The 20700-nt window shown below is 62.7% G+C and carries 19 protein-coding genes and 1 tRNA gene; 11 read left to right on the forward strand and 9 right to left on the reverse strand.

Annotated features, from left to right (window positions below):
• The 7 genes from lolB to ychF all read left to right on the forward strand — a co-directional run bounded on the left by lolB (window position 1) and on the right by ychF (window position 5069).
• Window positions 1–618, forward strand: coding sequence for a lipoprotein insertase outer membrane protein LolB (lolB, locus tag ACIQUI_RS11430; RefSeq protein WP_403198314.1), 618 nt, complete (start codon window positions 1–3; stop codon window positions 616–618).
• Between the two features lie 4 nt (window positions 619–622).
• Window positions 623–1483, forward strand: coding sequence for a 4-(cytidine 5'-diphospho)-2-C-methyl-D-erythritol kinase (gene ispE / locus ACIQUI_RS11435; protein WP_403198317.1), 861 nt, complete (start codon window positions 623–625; stop codon window positions 1481–1483).
• A 20-nt stretch (window positions 1484–1503) separates the two neighbouring features.
• Window positions 1504–1578: transfer RNA gene (locus tag ACIQUI_RS11440), tRNA-Gln, on the forward strand.
• Between the two features lie 48 nt (window positions 1579–1626).
• Window positions 1627–2568, forward strand: coding sequence for a ribose-phosphate pyrophosphokinase (locus ACIQUI_RS11445; protein ID WP_003247410.1), 942 nt, complete (start codon window positions 1627–1629; stop codon window positions 2566–2568).
• Between the two features lie 120 nt (window positions 2569–2688).
• Window positions 2689–3282 (forward strand): 50S ribosomal protein L25/general stress protein Ctc, encoded by a 594-nt coding sequence (locus tag ACIQUI_RS11450; protein WP_201201641.1) that lies wholly within the window; start codon window positions 2689–2691, stop codon window positions 3280–3282.
• 79 nt (window positions 3283–3361) lie between these two features.
• Window positions 3362–3946 carry an aminoacyl-tRNA hydrolase gene (gene pth / locus ACIQUI_RS11455; protein ID WP_028631692.1) on the forward strand — a complete coding sequence of 195 codons (585 nt, stop codon included), beginning with the start codon at window positions 3362–3364 and terminating at the stop codon, window positions 3944–3946.
• 22 nt (window positions 3947–3968) lie between these two features.
• On the forward strand, window positions 3969–5069 hold the full coding sequence (gene ychF, locus ACIQUI_RS11460) for a redox-regulated ATPase YchF (protein ID WP_023629554.1): 1101 nt from the start codon (window positions 3969–3971) through the stop codon (window positions 5067–5069).
• 190 nt (window positions 5070–5259) lie between these two features.
• On the opposite strand, the gene ACIQUI_RS11465 is transcribed toward ychF, so the two are convergent.
• From ACIQUI_RS11465 to ACIQUI_RS11505, 9 genes are all read right to left on the reverse strand, one after another.
• Complete coding sequence (locus tag ACIQUI_RS11465; RefSeq protein WP_403198320.1) at window positions 5260–7662, reverse strand: TonB-dependent siderophore receptor; 2403 nt, start codon at window positions 7660–7662, stop codon at window positions 5260–5262.
• Window positions 7663–7865: 203 nt separating this feature from the next.
• A complete protein-coding gene (locus ACIQUI_RS11470; protein ID WP_403198323.1) occupies window positions 7866–8813 on the reverse strand; it encodes a FecR domain-containing protein in 948 nt (315 codons plus the stop codon).
• Window positions 8810–9316, reverse strand: a complete 507-nt coding sequence (locus ACIQUI_RS11475; protein ID WP_403198326.1) for a sigma-70 family RNA polymerase sigma factor — start codon at window positions 9314–9316, stop codon at window positions 8810–8812. Before ACIQUI_RS11475 ends, ACIQUI_RS11470 begins: the two co-directional genes overlap by 4 nt.
• 153 nt (window positions 9317–9469) lie before the next feature.
• Complete coding sequence (gene ppk2 / locus ACIQUI_RS11480) at window positions 9470–10288, reverse strand: polyphosphate kinase 2 (protein WP_403198328.1); 819 nt, start codon at window positions 10286–10288, stop codon at window positions 9470–9472.
• A 106-nt stretch (window positions 10289–10394) separates the two neighbouring features.
• Entirely contained in the window at window positions 10395–11015 is a 621-nt protein-coding gene (gene ycaC / locus ACIQUI_RS11485) for an isochorismate family cysteine hydrolase YcaC (protein WP_010951959.1), read from the reverse strand.
• A gap of 77 nt (window positions 11016–11092) precedes the next feature.
• The gene (locus ACIQUI_RS11490) at window positions 11093–12112 is read right to left on the reverse strand and encodes a transporter (RefSeq protein ID WP_403198331.1); all 1020 of its coding nucleotides are present in this window, start codon (window positions 12110–12112) and stop codon (window positions 11093–11095) included.
• Window positions 12113–12307: 195 nt separating this feature from the next.
• A complete protein-coding gene (locus tag ACIQUI_RS11495) occupies window positions 12308–14728 on the reverse strand; it encodes a TonB-dependent siderophore receptor (protein WP_403198333.1) in 2421 nt (806 codons plus the stop codon).
• A gap of 202 nt (window positions 14729–14930) precedes the next feature.
• Entirely contained in the window at window positions 14931–15875 is a 945-nt protein-coding gene (locus tag ACIQUI_RS11500; protein ID WP_403198335.1) for a FecR domain-containing protein, read from the reverse strand.
• Window positions 15872–16375, reverse strand: coding sequence for a sigma-70 family RNA polymerase sigma factor (locus ACIQUI_RS11505; protein ID WP_403198337.1), 504 nt, complete (start codon window positions 16373–16375; stop codon window positions 15872–15874). Before ACIQUI_RS11505 ends, ACIQUI_RS11500 begins: the two co-directional genes overlap by 4 nt.
• 258 nt (window positions 16376–16633) lie before the next feature.
• Here ACIQUI_RS11505 and ACIQUI_RS11510 point away from each other — a divergent pair, with 258 nt between their 5' ends.
• The 4 genes from ACIQUI_RS11510 (at window position 16634) to ACIQUI_RS11525 (ending at window position 20663) form a co-directional block, all read left to right on the forward strand.
• Window positions 16634–17023 (forward strand): YybH family protein, encoded by a 390-nt coding sequence (locus ACIQUI_RS11510; protein WP_403198340.1) that lies wholly within the window; start codon window positions 16634–16636, stop codon window positions 17021–17023.
• 93 nt (window positions 17024–17116) lie between these two features.
• Entirely contained in the window at window positions 17117–18616 is a 1500-nt protein-coding gene (locus ACIQUI_RS11515; RefSeq protein WP_403198342.1) for a purine-cytosine permease family protein, read from the forward strand.
• Window positions 18617–18629: 13 nt separating this feature from the next.
• Window positions 18630–20060 (forward strand): aldehyde dehydrogenase family protein, encoded by a 1431-nt coding sequence (locus ACIQUI_RS11520; RefSeq protein WP_403198344.1) that lies wholly within the window; start codon window positions 18630–18632, stop codon window positions 20058–20060.
• A gap of 351 nt (window positions 20061–20411) precedes the next feature.
• Window positions 20412–20663, forward strand: coding sequence for a DUF6429 family protein (locus tag ACIQUI_RS11525; protein ID WP_403198347.1), 252 nt, complete (start codon window positions 20412–20414; stop codon window positions 20661–20663).
• Window positions 20664–20700: the final 37 nt, after the last annotated feature.

A 20700-nucleotide genomic window follows, 5' to 3' on the forward strand; every position in this document is an offset into this window, starting at 1 on the left:
ATGTTCCTGCGCCATTGCATTAGCTTCACCCTGATCGCCCTTCTGGCCGGCTGCGCCGGCTTCGGTAGCCGCGAGGCCCTGCAAGGCCACGGCGACCCGCAACAGTGGCGCGCCCATAAAGAGCAGCTGAGCAGCCTTGACGGCTGGCAGATCAACGGCAAAGTCGGTATCCGCGCGCCCCGCGACTCCGGCAGCGGCACGCTGTTCTGGCTGCAGCGCCAGGACTACTACGACATTCGCCTGGCCGGCCCTCTGGGCCGTGGCGCCGCTCGCCTGACCGGGCGCCCCGGCGGCGTGGTGCTGGAAGTGGCCAACCAGGGCCGTTTCGAGGCCAGCAGCCCGGAAGCGCTGCTGGAAGAACAACTCGGCTGGCAGCTGCCCGTGTCGCACCTGGTGTGGTGGGTTCGCGGCCTGCCCGCCCCCGACAGCAAGAGCAAGCTGACCCTGGACGGCGACAGCCGCCTGGCCAGCCTTGATCAGGATGGCTGGCAGGTACAGTACCTGAGCTACACCGAACAGAACGGCTACTGGTTACCCGAACGCCTGAAACTGCACGGCAAGGACCTGGACGTGACCCTGGTGGTCAAGGACTGGCAACCACGCCAGCTGGGGCACTGATTTCATGCATACGCTTACCCTGCCCGCCCCGGCCAAGCTCAACCTGTGGCTGCACATCATCGGCCGCCGCGCAGACGGTTACCACGAGCTGGAAACCGTGTTCCAGTTTCTCGACCATGGCGACGAACTGAGTTTCGCCGTACGTGACGATGGTGTTATCCGCCTGCACACCGAGATAGACGCCGTACCGCACGACAGCAACCTGATCGTGCGTGCCGCGCGCAAGCTGCAGGAACAGTCCGGCAGCCCGCTGGGCGCCGACATCTGGCTGACCAAGGTGCTGCCCATGGGCGGCGGTATCGGCGGCGGCAGCTCGGATGCCGCCACCACCCTGCTGGCCCTCGCCCACCTGTGGCAGCTGGACTGGGACGAAGACCGCCTGGCCACACTGGGCCTTGGCCTGGGTGCCGACGTACCGGTATTCGTGCGCGGCCATGCGGCGTTTGCCCAGGGTGTGGGCGAGCAGCTGACCCCGGTCGACCCGGAAGAGCCCTGGTATGTCGTGCTGGTGCCGCAAGTGTCTGTCAGCACAGTAGAAATTTTTTCACATCCACAGTTGACACGTGATTCACTCCCCCTTAAGATGCGCCCCGTTCCCAAGGGAAACAGTCGAAATGACTGCCAACCGGTGGTAGAGCAGAATTACCCGGAAGTTCGCAATGCGTTGAATTCACTGGGGAAATTCACTGAGGCTCGACTAACCGGCACTGGAAGTTGTGTGTTTGGGGCCTTCCCAAGCAAAGCCGAAGCTGATAAAGTTCTGGCCCTTCTTTCAGCGACCCAAACAGGGTTTGTGGCGAAAGGAAGCAATATTTCGATGTTGCATCGTAAGCTGCAAAGTCTGGTCAAGAAGTCGAGCGCATAAGCGTTCGCAGCAACAGATACAGGGGCGTCGCCAAGCGGTAAGGCAGCAGGTTTTGATCCTGCCATGCGTTGGTTCGAATCCAGCCGCCCCTGCCATTTTCCTTATACTCATCCAGGTATACCCTCAGCCTTCAGGTACTGCGCGTGTCCAAGATGATGGTCTTTACGGGGAACGCTAACCCCGATCTGGCTCGGCGTGTCGTACGTCAGCTGCATATCCCTCTCGGTGACGTCTCTGTCGGTAAGTTCTCCGACGGCGAGATCAGCACTGAGATCAATGAAAATGTCCGCGGTAAAGACGTCTTCATTATTCAGCCGACTTGTGCCCCGACCAACGATAACCTGATGGAACTGGTAGTGATGGCCGACGCCTTCCGCCGCTCCTCAGCATCCCGAATCACCGCCGTGATTCCTTACTTCGGATATGCCCGCCAGGACCGCCGTCCGCGTTCGGCACGTGTAGCCATCAGCGCCAAAGTTGTCGCTGACATGCTCACTGTCGTAGGTATCGATCGTGTTCTCACCGTCGACCTGCACGCTGACCAGATCCAAGGCTTCTTCGATATCCCCGTCGACAACATCTACGGCTCGCCCGTACTGGTCGACGACATCGAAGACCAGCGTTTCGAGAACCTGATGATTGTCTCCCCGGACATCGGTGGCGTCGTGCGTGCACGTGCAGTCGCCAAGTCCCTGGGCGTCGACCTGGGTATCATCGATAAGCGCCGCGAAAAGGCTAACCACTCCGAGGTTATGCACATCATCGGCGACGTCGAAGGGCGCACCTGCATCCTGGTAGACGACATGGTCGACACCGCCGGCACCCTGTGCCACGCGGCCAAGGCCCTGAAAGAACACGGCGCTGCCAAGGTTTACGCCTACTGCACGCACCCTGTCCTGTCGGGCCGCGCGATCGAGAACATCGAGAAGTCGGTACTGGACGAGCTGGTGGTGACCAACACCGTTCCGCTGTCCGCCGCTGCTCAAGCCTGTGACCGTATCCGCCAGCTGGATATCGCACCGGTTGTCGCTGAAGCGGTACGCCGCATCAGCAACGAAGAATCGATCAGCGCGATGTTCCGCTAAGCGGAACACGTGTTGATGTGAAGCGCCCCGCCCCAACCTGTGTTGGGGCGGGGCTTTTTTGCCATCCCCGTCTGGCGCTGGTCGCAAACGCCATTCGGGAGGCTATTTTGGAGAAGTAAAATGACTGATTTCATCCTGAACGCCCAAGCGCGTACTGACCTGGGGAAAGGTGCGAGCCGCCGCCTGCGTCACGCCGCCAGCATCCCTGCCGTTGTTTACGGTGGCGATAAAGAAGCCCAATCCCTGACCATCGTGGCCAAGGAAATCGCCAAACTGTTCGAAAACGAAGCTGCCTTCAGCCACGTTATCGAACTGAACGTCGACGGCGCCAAGCAAAACGTCATCGTCAAGGCCATGCAGCGCCACCCGGCCAAAGGCTTCATCATGCACGCCGACTTCGTTCGCGTCGTTGCTGGCCAGAAGCTGACCGCCGTTGTTCCAGTGCACTTCATCAACGAAGAAGCCCCGGTCAAGAAAGGCGGCGAGATCTCGCACGTTGAATCGCAGATCGAAGTTTCCTGCGAAGCCAAAGACCTGCCTGAGTTCATCGAAGTCGACCTGGCCAACGCTGAAATCGGCACCATCATCCACCTGTCGGACCTGAAAGCTCCGAAAGGCGTAGAGTTCGTAGCTCTGGCCCACGGTGATGACAAAGCTGTTGCCAACGTTCACGCTCCACGCGTTGCTCCAGAAGCAGAAGGCGCTGCCGAGTAATCCACTCGCACGCCGGCGTTGATCGGGTTACAGTGCCGCGCGCCCTGTAACCCACCAACTCCAAGGAAGAGCCCCTGACGTGACCGCCATCCAGTTGATCGTCGGCCTGGGTAACCCCGGCCCCGAATACGAACAGACCCGGCATAACGCAGGGGCTCTTTTCGTTGAACGCATTGCCAGCGCCCAGCGTGTTTCGCTCGCCGCTGACAAAAAATATTTCGGCCTGACGGCTAAGTTCAGCCATCAGGGCAACGACGTTCGTTTGTTGATCCCCACCACCTACATGAACCGTAGCGGCCAGTCCGTGGCGGCTCTGGCCAATTTCTTCCGCATCAAGCCGGAAGCAATCCTGGTGGCGCACGACGAACTCGACCTGCCTCCGGGCGTTGCCAAGCTCAAGCGCGGCGGCGGCCATGGTGGGCACAACGGCCTGCGCGACATCATCGCGCAGCTCGGCAACCAGAACGACTTCCACCGCCTGCGGCTTGGCATTGGCCACCCGGGCGACGCCAAACTGGTCTCCAACTTCGTCCTGGGCCGCGCGCCGCGCGCCGAGCAGGAGAAGCTCGACGCCAGCATCGATTTTGCCCTCGGCGTGCTGCCGGACGTGCTTGCCGGCGATTTCGCCAAGGCGATGCGCGAGCTGCACAGCCAGAAGGCCTGATTTCCTAGAGAGGGGAATACCCATGGGTTTCAATTGCGGCATCGTCGGCCTGCCCAACGTCGGCAAGTCCACCCTGTTCAACGCCCTGACCAAGTCTGGCATCGCGGCGGAGAACTTCCCTTTCTGCACCATCGAGCCGAACAGCGGCATCGTGCCGATGCCCGATGCTCGTTTGGCTGCGCTGGCTGAAATCGTCAAGCCTAACCGCATCCTGCCGACCACCATGGAATTCGTCGACATCGCCGGCCTGGTGGCCGGTGCGTCGAAAGGCGAAGGCCTGGGCAACAAGTTCCTCGCCAACATCCGCGAGACCGACGCCATTGCCCACGTGGTGCGCTGCTTCGAAGACGAGAACGTGATCCACGTTTCCAACAGCGTCGACCCCAAGCGTGACATCGAGATCATCGACCTCGAACTGATCTTCGCCGACCTCGACAGCTGCGAGAAGCAACTGCAGAAGGTTGCCCGCAACGCCAAGGGCGGCGACAAGGACGCCCTGGCGCAAAAGGCCATCCTGGAAAAGCTGATCCCGCACTTCACCGAAGGCAAGCCTGCGCGCAGCCTGATGAAGAACATGGCTGACGACGAAAAAGCCGTCATCCGTGGCTTCCACCTGCTGACCAGCAAGCCGGTGATGTACATCGCCAACGTGGCCGAAGACGGTTTCGACAACAACCCGCACCTGGACGTGGTCAAGGCCATCGCCGAAGAAGAAGGCGCGGTGGTGGTGCCGGTGTGCAACAAGATCGAAGCTGAAATCGCCGAGCTGGACGATGGCGAAGAGAAGGACATGTTCCTCGAGGCCCTGGGCCTGGAAGAGCCTGGCCTGAACCGCGTGATCCGCGCCGGTTACGAACTGCTGAACCTGCAAACCTACTTCACTGCCGGCGTGCAGGAAGTACGTGCCTGGACCGTACGCGTGGGTGCCACCGCACCACAAGCCGCGGGCGTGATTCACACCGACTTCGAAAAAGGCTTCATCCGCGCTGAAGTGGTGGCCTATGACGACTTCATCCAGTTCAAGGGTGAAAGCGGTGCCAAGGAAGCCGGTAAATGGCGCCTGGAAGGCAAGGATTACATCGTCAAAGATGGCGACGTGATGCACTTCCGCTTCAACGTCTAAGCGGTAGCCTGCAGTAACCACAAACCCCTTGAGGCTTGCGCTTCAAGGGGTTTTGTTTTTTGCTGCCTGTGCCGGCCTCATCGCCGGCAAGCCAGCTCCCACAGGTACTGCACAAGCCTTGAGGCCAGCGCAGCACCTGTGGGAGCTGGCTTGCCGGCGATGAGGCCGGTACAGGCAACAGGTGAATCAATCAGAAATCCCCACGCAAGCTCAGCATGTAGCTACGCGGCGTGCCGTAGGTGGTGCCACGGGTCCAGTAGCCGGTGGAGTCGAAGTACTTGCGGTCCAGCAGGTTCTCCACATCCACGCCCACCGTCCAGTGCTGGTCGAGCTTGTACGCCGCCCGGGCATCGAACACCGCCCGGCCACTGTTGCTCACGCCGTTGTAGGCGTCGTAATAGTGGGACTGTGCCGACACACCACCACCGACACTGAAGCGGTTCCACTGCCCCGGCAGGGTGTAGTTGGTGTTGACCCGCAACAGGTGCTTGGGCGTTTGCGCCGAGATCGGCCCGCCAGTCTCCGACTGGGTGGTGTTGAAGGTGTAGCCCGCCGCCACTTGCAGGCCCGGCAGCAGCTCGCCGCTGGCCTCCGCCTCAAAGCCCTTGCTGCGGCTGATGCCGTCGCTGTTCACGTAGCAACGGCCGGCCACGTCGGTCGGGCAGTTGCCATCGTTCTCGTAGTCGCGGGCGGCAACGTCCTTCTGCTCGATGTAGAACAGCGCAAAGGACAGGTTCAGGCGCTTGTCGAACAACTCGCCCTTGATGCCCGTTTCGTAGTTGGAGCCGATGGCGGGGTCGAGCATCTTGCCACCGGCACTGCGATAGCCGGCCTGGGGCATGAAAATGTCGGCATAGCTGGCGTACAGCGACCAGTTGCTGTCCAGGTCATAGATGGCACCAACAAAGGGCGTGAACTCGTGCGCCTGTTCATTGGTGCTTTTCAGGTCGTCACTCCAGGACTCGGTCTTGTACCAGCTCAGACGCCCACCCAGTACCAGGCTCAAGTCTTCTGTCATGTGCAGGCGGGCATTGAGGTAGGTACCGTAGCGGGTATCGAAGGTGTCGTCCTTGTAGTCCCACCCCTGTCGCGAAGGCTCGGGGACGATACTGTGGTCCGGGTCGAACACGTTGAGCGGGATGGGTGTATCCAGCCTGACCGTGGCGTCCTTGTCATTCATCTTGCGCCTGGACCAGTTGGCCCCCAGCGACAGCTGATGGCTCAGGCCGAAGGCTTCGAATTCACCATTCAGGTGGCCGTCCAGGGCGTTGGCGGTGACATCGAACTTGTGAAAGCTGGTGTCGTTGATCATAGGCCCAGTGGGGCTGCCGTACTCCAGCGTATCTTCCGCACTCCACTCGATGGCACTGCGGTTGTAGCTGCTTTCAGCGTGCGACAACGCCAGCTTGCCAGTCCAGTTGTCGTTGAAACGGTGGTTCAGGTCCGCGAACACTTCATCTGTGCGGGTTTGCAGCCTGGCCCAGTCCTGGCCCAGGAAGGTGGAACGCTTGAGGTGCGGGTTGCTGCCGTCGGGGTTGGTCGGCAGGCCCAGTACGCTGTAGCCGTCAATACGAGAGGTTTGCCGGCGCAAACCCAAGGCGACGGTAGTGGCATCGCTCAGGTCGCCCTCGACGATACCGTACAGCAAAGGCCGCTTGGACTTGCTGACATCGGTGAAGTAACCACGGTCCTCGTAGGACGCTACCACGCGGCCGCGCAAAGAGCCTTCAGGGTTCAGCCTGCCGCTGGCATCCAGGTCCAGGCGGTAGTTGTCCCAGGAACCTGCGCGAGTGGTCACGGAGAAACGCGGCTCGCTGGTCGGGCGCTTGCGCACCAGGTTGACCGCCCCGCCCGGGTTGCCCGCCCCCACCAGCAGGCCTGAAGCACCACGCAGTACCTCGACGCGGTCGAACACCGCCATGTCGGGGATCATCCAGCCGGTGTAGGCATAGGCCTGCCCCGCCACCCCGTCGACCATGTAGCTGTCGTCGGTGATGTCGAACCCCCGGGAGCTGAAGTGGTGGTTGCCATAGCCGCGGTTGGCGCGGGTGATGCCGGTGGTCTGGGCCATCACCTGGTCCAGCGACACCAGGTTCTTGTCGTCCATCAGCTTACGTGTCACCACGGTCACCGACTGGGGGGTACGTCGTAGCGACTGAGGCGTCTTGCCTATGGTCACGGCACCGGTGGTGTAGGAGCCAGAACCCTCGGTGGTTTCACCCAGCCCGACACTGTTGATATTGGTGGCCCCCAGCTCCAGCGCGCCCTTGGCGTCGACCGCCGGCACCACGCTGAAGGTGCCGCTGCCGGTGACGATCAGCTGCAGCCCGCTGCCCGCCAGCGCCTGTTGCACGGCTTGCAGGGCGCTCATCTCACCCTGGATGGCGGGTGCCTGTTTGCCGACCACCAAGGCAGGGTCCAGCGACATCACCTGCCCGCCTTGACGGGCGATGGCGTTGAGGGTTTGCGCCAGGCTGGCGGCGGGAAGGTCGAAACGCTGCAGCTGTTGCTGTGCGAAACCTTCTGCCCGAACAAAGGCCGTGGGGGCGGCGGCCAAGGTGATGGCAAGGGCGAGGGGCCAGGGTTTGAACACGTGGATACTCCTGAATTTTTACTGTTGTCAGGAGAGAGGTGGAACAATCGAAAAAAACCGGACACACATGATAAAAATTTTCATTCGAAAACCATACTCAACACAGATGCCGGCCCTGTGGGAGCAGGCGCCGCGGTGGATGGCACGGGCTTCGCCCGTGTTCGCGGGCGCGCCCGCTCCCGCAATGTCGTGTATGTCCCCCATCAACGCGCTTCGATCAGGGTCATCCACGCGCCGTAGCGTTCCACGCGGATCGGCATCGTCTCTTCAAGGGCAGCCAAGGTGCGCTCGCTGTCATCCAGCGGGAATACGCCCTGCACCCGCAGGTTGCGCACCTGCGGGCTGACACGGATAAGCCCCGGGCGATACGGGCGCAGGGCCTCGATAACCGTCGCCAAAGGTTCGTCCAGCACGCTGAGACGGCCCTGCACCCAGTCGGCACGGTAGGCTTGGCCAGCCGCCAATGGCTCGATGTGCTGCCCATGCAGCAACGCCGCCTGGCCCTCCCCCAGCTCCAGCCCGGAACCACCGGGCAGAGATACGCGCACGGCATGCTCCAGCACCACCACGCGGGTTGTGCCCGCCAGTTGCTCGACCAGAAAACGCGTGCCCAGGGCACGTATGTCACCTTGGTCGCTGCGCACGATAAACGGCCGTGCCGGGTCTGCTGCCACCTGCACTACCAGCCCTCCCCGGTGCAGGCGTAACAGCCGACGGCTGTCGGAGAAGGCCAGATCGACCGCACTGCCTGCGTTCAGGGTCAGCCGGCTGCCGTCAGCCAGCGTAAAGCTACGACGCTCGCCAGTGCCGGTACGCAAATCGGCTGTCAATGCCTGGCCGGTGTCGCTGCGGGCAGCAAACCACAGGCTGCCAGCCAGCACAGAAAACCCGGCCAGCGCCCGTAGCACATCACGCCTGCCCACTTCCGGCTCCAGCAAGGTGTCGCGCAAGGCTCCGGGGGCACGGCGCACCACCTCAAAGTGGCCACCCAGGCCACGCTGCAACTGCTCCCAGGCCAGGGCATTGGCCGGGTCATGCCCCAGCCACTGCTGGAACTGTGCCTGTTGCCGGGCATCGTCACGCCCGGAACGCAAGCGCACCATCCAGGCGATGGCCTGTTCGGCGGCCGGGCCGAGTACAGGCCGGCTCATGGTTGCGCCCCGCTCAGGTAACACTGGCGCAGGGCCTGGGTCATGTAGCGGCCAACCGTACGTTCGCACACCTCCAGGCGTCGGCCTATTTCCGCGTAGGTCAGGCCATCGAGCTGGCTCATGAGAAAGGCCTTCTTCACCACCAGCGGTAGCCCGGCCAGGCTACGGTCGATGGCGTGCAAGGCCTCCAGCAGCAAGTGGGTTTCTTCCGGCGAGGGTGCCAATGCCTCCGGCAGCAGCATCAACCGGTCAAGGTACGCCTGCTCAAGGCGGCGGCGGCGGTGGCGGTCGGAGATCAGCCGGCGGGCAATGGTAGAGAGGTAGGCACGCGGCTGCTCGATGGTCGCCGGGTCGACCTGGGCGGCGAGCAGTTGGCAGAACGTTTCGGCTGCCGTGTCCTCGGCATCCGGGCGGTTGCTCAGCTGCCGTTGCACGTGCCGCAGTAGCCAGCGGTGGTGGTCGCTGAAGAAAAAGCCCAGCTTGCTGGTGTTGGATGCTGACACGGGCAGGACCAGATGTTAATGAGAATTTATCGCATTTTATAGATAGCGCGCGGGAAGCGCTACAGCCGGTGTTCGCAAGCGCCCCCTGTGCCGGCTTCTTCGCGGGCACGCCCGCTCCCACAGGTACTACACAGTTTTCGAATAGGGAGGGGATCAGAAGCGTTGTTCGACGACCTTGAACGGGTAGGCCACGGCCTTGTACTTGCCGATCTTGCCGCGCTTGGGCAGCTTCACCAGCTGGTCGCGGGTAATATCCTTGTAGGGAATGCGGCTGAGCAGATGGGTGATGATGTTCAGCCGGGCACGCCGCTTATCGTTGGAGTGCGCCATGAACCAGGGCGCCCAGGCGGTATCCGAGGCCTGGAACATGTCGTCGCGCGCCTGGGTGTAGTCATCCCAGCGGGTGTACGACTTGAGGTCCATCGGCGACAGCTTCCACAGTTTGCGGCCGTCGTTGATACGGTCCTGCAGGCGCCGTGTCTGCTCTTCGGCGCTGACTTCGAGCCAGTATTTGAGCAGGATGATGCCCGATTCGACCATGACCTTTTCGAACACCGGCACACCTGCCAGGAATTTGTCCACCTGCTCGCCAGAACAAAAGCCCATGACCCTCTCGACCCCTGCCCGGTTGTACCAGCTGCGATCGAAGATCACCACTTCGCCCGCCGCTGGCAGGTGGCCCAGGTAACGCTGCAGGTACATCTGGGTCTTTTCCCGCTCGGTCGGTGCAGGCAGCGCCACCACACGAAACACGCGAGGGCTGACGCGCTCGGTAATGGCCTTGATGGTGCCACCCTTGCCGGCGCCATCGCGGCCTTCGAAAACAATGCAGACCTTCAGGCCCTTGGCCACCACCCACTCCTGCAACTTCACCAGCTCGACATGCAGGTGCTTGAGTGCTTTTTCGTAAGCCTTGCCGCCCAGCTTTTCGGGCTGTTCCTGGGTGGGTTTGTTCCTGGACGGCTTCGACATGACACTCTCCTGAAGGCGAATGAAGAGTCAGTATGGTCAATTCATGACGGTTTGCCTGTTCGCTCGCCAATCGGGCTGGGGCTGCACAGCAGCCCCGATGAAACCGCTATTTGGCCAGCTTGTTGTAGCTGGTCATCAGGTTGCGGTAGTCCGGGATATGGTTGGAGAACAGGGTCCCCAGCCCTTCGATGTCATTGCGCCAGTCACGGTGCAGCTCACACGCCACGCCGAACCAGGTCATCAGTTGCGCACCGGCAGCCTCCATGCGCCGCCATGCAGAGTCGCGGGTGAGTTCGTTGAAGGTGCCGGAGGCGTCGGTGACGACGAACACCTCGAAGCCCTCCTCCAGTGCCGACAGCGCGGGGAACGCCACGCACACTTCAGTGACTACACCGGCAATCAACAGCTGCTTCTTGCCGGTGGCTTTTACCGCCTTGACGAAGTCTTCGTTGTCCCAGGCGTTGATGTTGCCGGGGCGGGCAATGTAGGGGGCGTCCGGGAACTGCTCTTTCAGCTCGGGCACCAGCGGGCCGTTGGGGCCGGTCTCGAAGCTGGTGGTGAGGATGGTCGGCAGCTTGAAGTACTTGGCCAGGTCAGATAGGGCCAGAACATTGTTCTTGAAGCGGTCGGGGTCGATGTCCCTTACCAGCGAGAGCAGGCCGGTCTGGTGGTCGACCAGCAGTACGGCGGCGTTGTTCTTGTCCAGACGCTTGTATTGGAAGGCCATGGCGGATCTCCTTGCTTCAGCGGGTTGGGAGTATCAGCGTAGGCAAGGATGCAGGTGTGCAGGGGCCGTCGGTCGGGTCAGTATTCCTGCCGTTTGCGAAACGCCCAGCGCCCGACCAGCACAGTGAAGGTCGCCACCAAGGCCACCAGTACCCAGAAACCATGAGGGTTTTCTGCCAAGGGCACGCCGCCGACGTTCATGCCGAAGAAACCGGCGATGATGTTGATCGGCAGCGCCAGCACGGTGACCACGGTCAGGGTGAACAGGGTGCGGTTGGTCTGCTCGTTGAGCTTGGCGGCAATTTCTTCCTGCAACAGCTTGATCCGCTCGCCCAGGGCGGTGAGGTCGCTGATGACCAGGGTGAATTCCTCTGTGGCCGCGCGCAACTGGCGGATGTCTTGCTCCTGCAACCACTCGGGTGGCCGGTTGAGCAGGCGCAGCAATGCCCCCGGTTCCAGTGCCAGCAGGCGCTGCAAGCGCACCAGCACCCGGCGCATGCTGCCCAGTTCGGCACGGTTGTCGCTGAGGCGCTGAGACAACAACTGGTCTTCGATACGGTCGACGCTGGTGGTGGTTTCGCGCACGATCTGGGTCAGCACATCGCCCTGGTCGCGCAGCAGGTGCACCAGCAGCTCGATGGACGAATGGAAGCGCTCGCCATGCTTGACCGACGAGCGCAGCTTGTCCACCGAGTGCAATGGCTGTAGTCGCGCACTCACCAGCAACTGGCTGCTGGCGCAGGCCCACAAGGTGGAGATGTCCGACGATACCAGGCCGAAGTTGAACACCACGTCGTTCACCACTGCCAGCAATGCCGAGTCGGCGTGCTCGATGCGGGTCGAGCGAGAACCTTCGCGCAGGGTTTCGAAGAACGCGTCGGGCAATTGCAGGTGGGTGCGCAGCCAGCGCTCGCAGGCCGCGTGGGCAAGGTTCAGGTGCACCCACAGGAACTCGCCCGGCTCCAGCGGCTGGCCGAGCATGCTCAGCAACTGCGCCGAGTCGATTTCACGCCCGGGCTGGCCGGGACGGAAGGCGAAGGCGTAGAGCAGGCCGAACAGGTCGTGGTCCTGTGGCAGGTGTAGCGCGGGATGGCCCATTCGAACTCGCAATGAGGCACGGGGAAATGGCAGAAATGTTGCTGAATATTCGTTGCAGTCAGATGACAGCAACCTTCAGCGGCACAGCCAATACAACCCCTGTGGGAGCGGGCTTGCCCGCGAACACCGGCGAAGCCGGTGCCATGCCGCGCGTCGCATTCTTCGCGGGCAAGCCCGCTCCCACAAGATTGGCGTTTACCAGCGATAGGTCGCCGTGCCTAGCACTGTGCGGCCATTGCCGTAGATGCAACGGGTAGCGTCATAACAACCCGCCACATACTCCTTGTCAGCCAGGTTGCTGGCATTGACCGCGAAGCGCCATGGCTCTGTTTCGTAGTGCACGGCCGCATCGAGCAAGGTATAGGCCGGCACATTCAGCGAGTTGTCCGGTGCCCCCGGGTTGCGCCCGGTGTAACGCACCCCGGCGCCAAAACCCAGGCCCTTGAGCAAACCATCATGCAAGGTGTAGTCAGCCCATACCGAGGCCAGGTTGCGCGGTGTCGGGATACTGATTGGCGTCTTGCCATCCGTCTCGTCATTGGCCTTGGTCACCTTTACGTCCTGGTAGGTGTAGGTGGCAATCAGGTTGAGCTCGTTGCTCAGGCTGGCCACCCCTTCCAGCTCGATGCCACGCGAGCGCACCTGGCCGGTCTGCACCTTGTCGTTGGGGTTGCCTGGGGCAGTGGTCAGCACATTGTCCTGGGTAATTTCGAATACGGCGGCGGTTACCGAACTGTTCGAGCCCGGCGGCTGGTACTTGATGCCCGCCTCATATTGCTTGGCTTCGGTGGGTTCGAACGGCTGGTTGTTGGCATCGGTGCCGGGGTTAGGCGTAAAGCCTTCGCTGTAGCTCAGGTAAGGCGCCAGGCCATTGTCGGCCAGGTACACCAGGCCAACCCGGCCACTGAATGCCTCGTCGCGGGTGTGGATTTCGGGATCGGAGCCGGCATCGGTCCAGTTGCGGGTTGCGGAGGTGGCCCAGTCATAGCGGCCCCCCAGGGTGAGTACCCAGTGGTCGGCGAAATGCAGCTGGTCTTGCAGGTACAGCCCGGTCTGGCGGCTGGTCTGGTGGCTGTAGCTCCAGGTATCCGGGGTGAACTGGCTGGCGTCGACCGGGCCGTAGTCCACACCGCCGTACAAGTCGACGGGGGTCGTCAGGACATACGCCTGTGGGTCAGAGGTTTGCTGGCGCTGCCAGTCCACGCCAATGAGCAGGGTGTGGCGGATGCCACCCGTGCTGAAATCGGCCTGGGCCTGGTTATCCACAGCCCAACGGCTGTACTTGGGGTTTTCGATGCCGGCGTAGCGCAGCAGCGTGCGCTCGTCACCGCCTTCCATGCCGTAGTAGCCAGTGGTACCAACGCCGAAGACCATGTTGTCGTTCAGGTCCAGGTGCGAATAGCGCAGGTTCTGGCGCAGCTGCCAGACGTCGTTCAGGCGGGTTTCGAATTCGTAGCCGAGGCTGTATTGGGTCTTCTCGTATTTGGAGAAGTGCTTGTCGCCGGTGAAGGTATCGCGGCCGATCTTGCCGTAGGGCGAGTGGGACAAGGTACCGACCGCGGGCAGGAAGTTGTCCTGAGCGTTGGAATCATCCGCCAGGTAGTTGCCCATTACCGTCAGCCGGGTGTCTTCGGAAGGCTGCCAGGTCAGGGCGGCAGAAAGCGCCTGGCGTTTGTCCTCCCACGGCGTATCACGAATATTGGCTTCATGGCCGACTGCAGTTACGCGGTAGCTCCACACGCCTTCTTCATCCAGTGCACCGGTACTATCAAAGCCCAACTGGCGGCGCGCATCGGTGCCGTACTGGGCCTGGATTTCATGGCTGCTGACAGTGCTGGGGCGCTTGGAGACCTGGTTGATCACCCCTCCCGGGTCGCCCTGCCCGTACAACACACCCGCCGGGCCGCGCAGCACTTCGACACGTTCGAGCATGTAGGGGTCGACCATCCAGCTGGCAAGGTTGATGGTGGTCGGCAGTTGCAGGCCGTCGAGGTAAGTGGTGGGCGAAAAGCCGCGCACCACGGTGTACCAGTCGGAGCGGTTGTTGGCGCCGTAGGAGGACACGCCCGGGGTATAGCGCAGGGCCTCGTTGACCGATTGCACACCCTGGGCCTCCATGCGCTCACGGGTTACCACCGAGATCGACTGTGGGGTCTCGTGGATCGGCGTGTCGGTCTTGCTGGCGGTTACGCTGCGCTTGGCCACGTAACTGCCCACCGGCCCTAACGGGTTCTCCTCGCCCGTGGCTGAAATGGTCTGTGCCTGCAGGGTTACGGCCCCTTCGGTTGCTGCTCGCACCACGCGCCAGCTGCCATCGCTGCTGACCTCGGCGGCCAGGTCGGTGTTGCCGAGCAGGGAAGCAAAGCCTACATCGATGGGGTAATCACCTGACAGCCCGCGGCTGCTCAGGCCACGGGTGAGCGCCGGGTCGAAACTCAACAGCACCCCAGCCTGGCGGGCGTAGGCATTGAGGGCACCTTCCAGGCTACCGGCCGGGACTTCGAAGTGATGGCTTGGCGCGGCTTGCGCCAGGCTGCCCAGAGGCAGGCTGACGCTCAGGCCTAGCAGGGCGATACGCAGGGCGCGGGCAAGCGGAGTGTGCGGGAACGACGCCATGGGGTTTCCTTGTGGTCATGAGCGGAATTGCAAGGAGGCCGAGCCACGGCGAAAAAACTGCAAAAGAAACAGGAAATATTTTCAATGAGGTTTGCGTGGGCTGCTTCGCGGGCACGCCCGCTCCCACAGGAACTGTGCTGGCTTCGAGTTAACACTATGCCTGTGGGAGCGGGCATGCCCGCGAAGGGGCCAATGCACGTTGTCAGGCCGGCTCGAGGGTTACCCACCACCGGGTCAGGTAGCGCGCCCGCACCGGCAAGCTGCGGCCCAATGCCGCCAGCGCCCGGTCAGGTTCGTCCAGCGGGAATACGCCGGAAATCAGCAAGTGCGCAACGGCCGGGTCACAGCGCAACACCCCGCTGCGATAACGCCCAAGCTCGGCACACAGTTGTGCCAAAGGCCATTGCCGAACCACCAGGTACCCATCGCGCCAGGCCAGTGCATCGCGGTCCAGCGGCTGGGTTGCAAACACCCCTTGCCGGTCGAAACGCACCTGCTCTGCAGCGTGGATAACGGCTGCCGGTTGCTGCCAGGTGCCCGGCCTCACGGCAACGGCCCCCTCCTCTACGGCCAGCAACGCGCTGTCGCCATTGAGCCGTACCGAGAAAGCGGTCCCCAATGCCTGCAAGACACCCTGGGGGGTATCGACCCAGAATGGCCGTTCAGCCCCCTGTTTGCCGGTCTGGATCATCACCTCGCCGGCCAGCAGTTTTACCCGCCGTTGCTGGCTGTCGAATGCCAGGTCCAGTGCGGTGTCACTGTTCATCTGCAGCCAACCGCCATCAGGCAACTGCAGGCGCCTGCGCTCCCCCATGGCAGTTTGCTGCGCTGCCAGCCAGGGCGAACCGCGCAAGCCCAGGCTTGCGCTACCAACCACGGCTGAACCGCCAACCAGCAACACCAGCCCTTTGAGCACCGTGCGCCGGTCACGGTAACGCAAGGCCTGGCTGGCCTGGGGTGGCGGCATCGCGCCCAGGCGCCCATCGAACACAGCCAGGCGCTGCCAGGCCTGCTCATGGCTTGGGTGCAGGCTGCGCCAGCGCTGGCAGGCTTGCAGTTCTTCCACCTGGGCCAGCCCCGAGGCCAGGCGTACGCGCCAGTCGATGGCCTGCGCCACCACCAGCTCGGTCGGTTCGGCTGCACTCACGAATACAGCACTCGATAGCAGTGGCCAAACGCCTGGGTCATGTACTGCTGCACCGAGCTGAGCGAGATGCCAAGCTGCTCGGCGATCTGTGGATAAGTCAGGCCGTCGAGTTGCGACAGCAGGAACGCACTGCGCACCTTGGGCTTCAGCCCATCGAGCATGCGGTCGATTTCCATCAGGGTTTCAAGCACCAGTACCCGCGCTTCGGCTGACGGGGCCTCGGGCTCAGGCAAACACGCCAGGCTGTCGAGCCAGGCGCGCTCCAGGCTCAGCCGACGGTAATGGTCAACCACCAGCCCCTTGGCGACGGTGGCCAGAAACGCACGGGGTTCGCGCAGCCCGTTGAGGGTGTCACGCCCCAGCAGGCGCAGGAACGTGTCCTGGGCCAGGTCGGCGGCCTGGTGCTGACATTCCAGGCGCTTGAACAACCAACCACGCAGCCACGAGTGATGGCCACGGTAAAGCTCGCCGACTTGAGCGTTGTGAGGCTGCGACGACACGGAAATACCTCGGGGCAGGGTTACGCGAGGGTGTTAATGGGAAGCAGTATTATTTACATGAAGGGGCATTTCAATATCAGGGGGGCGTTAAAGCAGACAAATGGCATGTGCTGCATCAGCGCCACTTGGTCGGGTACCTGGTCGCTGCCATCACTTCACAAATTCCTGAACTGATTATTTGCTGCCAGCGATTTGTCCGTTTGCCAACCGCCACCAGAATCGCTTCACCATAATCACAAAAACCGTGAGGCCACTCCCGTGGACCAGACACTCCAGGTGCGCCAAGCCGCCGCCGACCTCGTTGCCGCGTTTGCCAGCAACGATACCGCCCGCTATTTCGCCTGCTTCAGCGAAGACGCCACGTTCCTTTTCCACACCTTGCCGCAACCGCTGCTGTCGCGCCGCGCCTACGAAGACCTCTGGGCCCAGTGGCAGGCCGAAGGTTTTGCCGTGCTTGCCTGCGAATCGGGCAATGCCCACGTAAGCCTGCAAGGTGACGTGGCGATCTTCATGCACGATGTGGCCACACACATTCGTATCGCCGGTGAGGAACTGCAATTGAGCGAGCGCGAGACCATCGTCTTCCGCCGCCATGGCGACCAGTGGCTGGCCTGCCATGAGCACCTGTCGGTCGTCTCGCCGGCCTGATCACCTTTTTACGCGGCCCTGCCGCCCTGCCATCGCACCCACAAGAAGGCCCGCGCACTGCGCCGGCTACAACAACCGCGCTGGAGCATCACCATGAGCCACTCGACCGGTATCGAGACCAACGGCGTCGAACAGATCCCCGCCGATCAACGCGACGCCTCCCCACTGGACCTGTTCCGCCTGATTTTCGGCGGTGCCAATACCTTCGCCACGGCCGTGCTGGGCAGTTTCCCGGTGCTGTTCGGGCTGTCGTTCCAGGCAGGCGTATGGGCGATTCTGCTCGGCGTCGGCGTGGGCGCGCTGATTCTTGCGCCAATGGGCCTGTTCGGGGCGCTGAACGGCACCAACAACGCGGTGTCGTCGGGCGCACACTTTGGCGTGCACGGGCGTATCGTCGGCTCGTTCCTGTCGCTGCTCACGGCGGTGGCGTTCTTCTCGCTGTCGGTGTGGAGCTCGGGCGATGCTCTGGTCGGTGGCGCCAAGCGCCTGGCTGGCCTGCCGGAAACCGACCTCACCCTGGGCCTGGCCTACGGCCTGTTCGCCGTGCTGGTGCTGGTGGTGTGCATCTTTGGCTTTCGCTTCATGCTGTGGGTCAACAAGATCGCCGTGTGGGCTTCGAGCCTGCTGTTCCTGCTGGGCATCGTCGCCTTTGCCGGGCCATTCGACGCCAGCTATGCCGGTAGCGTCAACCTGGGCCAGGCGGGCTTCTGGGCGGCGTTCGTCGGGGCGGCGATCCTGGCCATGAGCAACCCGGTGTCGTTTGGCGCCTTCTTGGGCGACTGGTCGCGCTACATCCCGCGGGAAACACCCAAAACGCGCATCATGCCGGCGGTGATTGCTGCCCAGGGTGCAACGCTGATTCCGTTCCTGTTCGGCCTGTGCACCGCCACCCTGGTAGCAACCCAGGCACCGGACTACATTGCCGCCAACAACTATGTGGGCGGCTTGCTGGCAGTGGCACCAAGCTGGTTCTTCCTGCCGGTGTGCCTGATTGCAGTGATCGGCGGCATGTCCACCGGCACCACAGCGCTGTATGGCACCGGCCTGGACATGTCCAGCGTGTTCCCGCGCCTGCTCAGCCGCGCCGGCGCCACGTTGCTGATCGGTGTGCTGGCGATCGGCTTCATCTTCGTTGGCCGCTTCACCTTCAATCTGGTACAGAGCGTGTCGACCTTTGCAGTGCTCATCATCACCTGCACCAGCCCCTGGATGGTGATCATGATCCTCGGCCTGATCACCCGCCGCGGCTTCTACCACGCCGATGACCTGCAGGTATTCACCCGCGGCCAGCGTGGTGGCCACTACTGGTTCCTGCATGGCTGGAACTGGCGCGGCATGGGGGCGTGGATCCCCAGCGCGGCGGTTGGCCTGTGCTTCGTCAACCTGCCAGGGCAGTTCGTCGGCCCGCTGGGCGACCTGGCCGGTGGCATCGACCTGAGCCTGCCGGTCACCCTCGGCCTGGCTGGCGTGCTGTACCTGTTGCTGCTCAACCTGTTCCCTGAACCTGCTGGCGTGTATGGCCCTCAAGGGCCGCGTTGGGTGCGCTGCAAAAGCACTGCGCACACGCCGGTAACCACTGCCGAAATGGCCTGACTGGAAACCGACCATGACCACTTCCCACTACATCGCCGGCCGCTGGGTCGAAGGCCAAGGCAGCGACTGCATCAGCGTCAACGACCCAGCGCTCGGGCAACCGTTCGCCGAGTTCATGGCGGCCAGCGTTGCCCAGGTCGACCAGGCCGTGGCCGCCGCCCGGGGCGCCCTGCCCGCCTGGAAAAGCACCAGCGCCAGCGAACGCGCCGCTTACCTGCGCGGCTTTGCCGAACAGCTCGGGCAGCGCCGTGAAGCGTTGATCACCCTGCAAATGCGCAACAACGGCAAGCCACGTCATGAGGCCGAGATCGACCTCGACGATGCCATCGCCACCTTCAGCTACTACGCCGAGCTGGCAGAACAGCTGCCATCGAAGAACCGCGATGTGCCGCTGGCCGTGCCAGGCTTCACCGCCCGCACCCGCCTGGAACCAGTGGGTGTGGTCGGCCTGATCGTGCCGTGGAACTTCCCACTGGTGACCAGCGCCTGGAAGCTCGCGCCAGCCCTGGCCGCCGGCTGCACCGTGGTGCTCAAGCCTTCGGAAGTCACCCCACTGATCGAGCAGGCCTACGGCCAGATCGCCGATGCCCTGGGCCTGCCGGCTGGCGTGCTGAACATCGTCAACGGCAAAGCCGAGACCGGTGCCGCGCTGAGCAGCCACAATGGCCTGGACAAGCTGTCGTTCACCGGCAGCAACAGTGTTGGCAGCCAGGTGATGCGCAGCGCGTCGGCGCAGTGCCGGCCGGTGACGCTGGAGCTGGGTGGCAAGTCGGCGATCGTGGTATTCGATGATTGCGATGTGGACCAGGCGGTGGAATGGATCGTCGCCGGCATCACCTGGAACGCCGGGCAGATGTGCTCGGCCACTTCGCGTCTGCTGGTGCAGGACGGTATTGCCGATGCGCTGCTGCCGCGCTTGCAGGCAGCCCTGGAAAACCTGCGGGTCGGTAATCCGCTGACCGAAGAAGTCGACATGGGCCCGCTGACCAGCCAGGCGCAATGGCTGAAGGTGGCCAGTTACTTTGCCACTGCGCGCGAGGAAGGTTTGCAGTGCCTGGCCGGTGGCAAGGCGCTTGACCGTGACGGCTGGTTCGTCAGCCCGACGCTGTATACCGATGTGCCGAAACACAGCCGCCTATGGACCGAGGAAATCTTTGGCCCGGTGCTGTGCGCACGGCGGTTTGCCAGTGAGGAACAGGCGATTGCCGAGGCCAACGACAGCCGCTTCGGGCTGGTAGCTACCGTCTGCTCCGCTGACCTTGAACGTGCCGAGCGCGTGGCCGATGCGCTGGAGGTTGGCCATGTGTGGATCAACTCGATACAGGCGGTGTTTGTCGAAACCTCCTGGGGCGGCACCAAGGGGAGCGGGATCGGCCGTGAGCTGGGGCCTTGGGGGTTGTCGGCCTACCAGTCGGTCAAGCATGTGACCCGGTGCCTCGGCTGATATCGCAAGGGGCCGCGTTGCGGCCCATTCGCAGGCAAGCCAGCTCCCACCTCGACCGCATCGGCCTCAAGCTATGTGCAGTACCTGTGGGAGCAATGGTTTTGCTCAAAATCCAAAGTCTTGCGCAGTCCCTGTGGGAGCTGGCTTGCCGGCGATCGAGGGCGAAGCCCTCGCCTTGGCCCCTCGGATGTGAGACCTGTCCCAACCTGAAACCCACTGCTTCGGCTGGAGGTAGCGACACATTGATAAATCGTCTCGCCCGAACCGCTAAATAGTGAGACTCTCCTCTCAAGGCAGTTGCTGTGCCGACATCAGTGTCAACCAGCTACAGCCGCTAACGAGGACGAAATCATGAATTATGACGACCAGTTGATCGAAGACGCGGTGCTTGCCCTGCTGGCGACCTTCAGCTTCAACGGCGGTAATGCCTGGAAAGGCTTCGATTTTGAGGTGATGAACAAGCTGCATGAGCAAGGGTTCATCACCAAACCGCAGGGCAAGGCGAAGTCTGTCTGGTTGACACCTGAGGGCATGGATAGAGGCAAGCTGATCGCAGATCGGCTTTTCGCTGAGAGTCCTGACAAAGAAAAGCTCGAAGATTGATGCTGGCTTCTCTGGCCTCTTCGCGGGCACGCCCGCT

Source organism: Pseudomonas sp. NPDC090592, from assembly GCF_044769185.1.
Classification (GTDB): Bacteria; Pseudomonadota; Gammaproteobacteria; order Pseudomonadales; family Pseudomonadaceae; genus Aquipseudomonas.

What these genes read in the sequence shown, in the direction of transcription:
- ACIQUI_RS11520 (WP_403198344.1), top strand. Translation starts at nt 18,630, where the DNA reads ATGACCACTTCCCACTACATCGCCGGCCGCTGGGTCGAAGGCCAAGGC.
- ACIQUI_RS11450 (WP_201201641.1), top strand. Translation starts at nt 2,689, where the DNA reads ATGACTGATTTCATCCTGAACGCCCAAGCGCGTACTGACCTGGGGAAA.
- ACIQUI_RS11525 (WP_403198347.1), top strand. Translation starts at nt 20,412, where the DNA reads ATGAATTATGACGACCAGTTGATCGAAGACGCGGTGCTTGCCCTGCTG.
- ACIQUI_RS11515 (WP_403198342.1), top strand. Translation starts at nt 17,117, where the DNA reads ATGAGCCACTCGACCGGTATCGAGACCAACGGCGTCGAACAGATCCCC.
- ppk2 (WP_403198328.1), bottom strand. Translation starts at nt 10,288, where the DNA reads ATGTCGAAGCCGTCCAGGAACAAACCCACCCAGGAACAGCCCGAAAAG.
- lolB (WP_403198314.1), top strand. Translation starts at nt 1, where the DNA reads ATGTTCCTGCGCCATTGCATTAGCTTCACCCTGATCGCCCTTCTGGCC.
- ACIQUI_RS11490 (WP_403198331.1), bottom strand. Translation starts at nt 12,112, where the DNA reads ATGGGCCATCCCGCGCTACACCTGCCACAGGACCACGACCTGTTCGGC.
- ychF (WP_023629554.1), top strand. Translation starts at nt 3,969, where the DNA reads ATGGGTTTCAATTGCGGCATCGTCGGCCTGCCCAACGTCGGCAAGTCC.
- ACIQUI_RS11470 (WP_403198323.1), bottom strand. Translation starts at nt 8,813, where the DNA reads ATGAGCCGGCCTGTACTCGGCCCGGCCGCCGAACAGGCCATCGCCTGG.
- ispE (WP_403198317.1), top strand. Translation starts at nt 623, where the DNA reads ATGCATACGCTTACCCTGCCCGCCCCGGCCAAGCTCAACCTGTGGCTG.
- ACIQUI_RS11495 (WP_403198333.1), bottom strand. Translation starts at nt 14,728, where the DNA reads ATGGCGTCGTTCCCGCACACTCCGCTTGCCCGCGCCCTGCGTATCGCC.
- ycaC (WP_010951959.1), bottom strand. Translation starts at nt 11,015, where the DNA reads ATGGCCTTCCAATACAAGCGTCTGGACAAGAACAACGCCGCCGTACTG.